This is a genomic window from Angustibacter aerolatus (genome assembly GCF_054776675.1).
This window is the reverse complement of record NZ_BAAHBM010000165.1, coordinates 1-2,488: the sequence shown is the minus strand read 5'-3', so window position 1 is coordinate 2,488 and position 2,488 is coordinate 1. Positions and strand designations below refer to the sequence as shown.

The 2,488-nt window shown below is 79.5% G+C and carries 1 pseudogene; it reads right to left on the bottom strand.

Annotated elements, in window-relative coordinates:
• Window positions 1–2,473 (bottom strand): annotated as a pseudogene (locus tag ACYVI6_RS18465) (hypothetical protein); the annotation flags it as partial.
• Window positions 2,474–2,488 lie beyond the last annotated feature (15 nt).

The window sequence follows — 2,488 nt, the reverse complement described above, 5'->3', positions numbered from 1 at the left end:
ACAGGAGTCCGAGGAGCAGGCCGAGCAGCACCAGCGCCGCCAGCTCGGCGACGAGCCCGCGCCGCACGCCGGAGGCGTGCAGACCCATCCGGGCGAGCATCAGGTCGGCGGCGCGCCGGCGCTCGCCGCCGCGGTCGGCCGCCATCGCCAGGCCCAGCACCGCGATGGCCGCGATGCTCGCGCCGAGCGCCACCTGCAGGCCGGTCGTGCGCCGGGCGGCGATCAGGTCGGGCTGCTGGGCGACCCGCTCGATCGACTGCACCGCCCCGAGCCGGACGGCGCGGGCGTCGGTGACCCGGCGCAGGGCGGCGGCGTCCTGGCTCGTCCAGAGCGAGGGGTAGTAGCCGGTCGGCGAGCGGTTGAAGCGGCCGGAGTTCTCGGGCGGGGCGACCCGCGGGTCCTGCTCGCCGAGGTGGCCGAAGAACGAGTCGGCCGGCACCACGAGCATCGGCAGCCCGCCGCTGTGGCCGGGGAACGCGGGGACGACGTCGACGAACCTGGCCGTCACGTCGCCCTCCTCGGTCGAGATGGCGGCGGTGTCGCCCGGCCGCTGCAGCACGTCGCCGACGCCGATGACCGGCACCGCCGCGGCGGCGCCGCGCAGCCGGCCGGCGGTGATGTCGTCGTCGGTGCGGGCCAGGCGCGGCAGCTGCGCGCGGGCGGCGGCCAGCTCGGGCCCGGTGCCCCAGGCGGCGGCCTGCGCGAAGCGGTCGGGGTCGACGACGAGCAGGTCGAGGTTGCCGTACTCCGGCGGCACGGTGGTGCGGGCCCGCCAGACGATCGTGGTGCCGCCGGGCAGCGGCGGCACCCGCACGCCAGCCACCGGCTGGAAGCCCGCCGGGCCGGACACGATCGTGGGGTCGAAGCCGCCGTCGTCGTCGGTCGCGGGTGGCAGGCGCGCGGCACCGGGGTCGAGCAGCCACGACACCTCCACCTCGCCGGTGGCGTGCGCGCCGGCCAGCACGGCCGTGCGGTCATCGGTGACCTGGCGCACCGACGACGCCGCGGCCACCGAGTAGCCGAGCAGCCCCAGGCCCACGGCGAGCAGCCCCACCAGCAGCACCTGGCGGCGGCCGGCGCCGACGAAGCGCCGGGCGGCCAGGGTGAGCACCGGTCCGGCCCGCCAGCGGTCGCTGCGCACCAGCCGGTCGCCGGCCCACAGCACCGCGCGGGCGCCGAGCACGCCGCCGCCGGCGACGACGAGCAGCGGCACGGCCAGCTCGAGCGGCCCGGCCGGCCCGCCGGTGTCGGGCCGCGTCACCAGGCCGACGGCCGCCACGACGGCCGCGGCGACGAGCACGGGCTCGACGGGGACGCTGCGCGCGGGACGGCCGCCGGCGTGCAGCCGGGCGGCGAGCAGCGCAGCGGTCGTCGTCGCCGCGCCGACCCGCAGCACCCCCACGAGCGCGGCGAGCCCGGCGCGCACCAGGCAGGGGACGACGGTGACCGACCGGAACCGGTGGCTCGGGCCGACCGCCAGGACGCCGCCGATCGCCGCGGCGGTGCCGAGCGCCGTCGACAGCACGGCGACCGGCAGCACCTCGAGCACGGCCAGCCCACCGAGGGCCGTGGGGCGCAGCCCGGCACCGACGGCGTGCGCCACCTCGACGCGGCGCTGCACGCAGGTCAGCACGGCCGCGGCCAGCACCGCCACCAGGCCGAGCGCGGTGCCGGCACCGGTGAGGGTCGACGTCCAGGCGACGGTGCGGTCGGCGACGGCGCTCGCGTCGGCCACCAGCCCGGGCAGCCCGGTGACCACCTGCTGGTGCAGCCGGTCGGGCCCCTCGCCGGTGACGGCCGGGTCGCGCACGTCGACCTGCAGCTCGCGGATGGCTGCGGCGGTGGCCTGCGCCTGCGTCAGCGTCGGCTCGGCCGGGTCGAGCCGGCTCTCGCGCACGTAGAGCAGCTCGTCGCCGACGGCCTTGGCCAGCGGGGCGAGCGTCGCGACGTCGCCCACGAGCAGCGACGCGGGCGTCGTCCCGAACTCCGTGTCGGTGGGCAGCAGCTCGCGGCGCTGCGACCAGCCCTGGGCGGACGGCGTGCCGGGGCCGTCCGCGGGCAGCCGGCCGTCGCGCCCGACCGCGTAGACGCCGGACACCACGACGGTGCGCTCGCCGACGACCTTGCCGTACCGGGTGGCGCCGACCCGCACCCGGTCGCCGGGCCGCACCCGCAGCTCGGCGGCGACCGGTGCGGGCAGCCGCAGCGCGAGGGTGCCGGCCGGCACGGCGACGCGGGCGGGGGTGCCGGGGGCGGGTGCGAGCGCGGCGTCGAGGTCCTCGGCCCAGAAGAGCCGGGCGCGGGCGGTGCGGTCGCCGGCCCGCACGTACGGCGTGTAGAGCGCCTCGCGCGGCGCCCGCTCGCCGCCGACGGACGTCGCGACCAGCGAGCTCGGCGCGAGGCCCGGCACCTGCTCGAGCTCGCCGTCGAGGCGGCCGCGCCCGGCGGTGCCCACGCCGCCGACCAGCCGCACCGACGGACCCTGGTT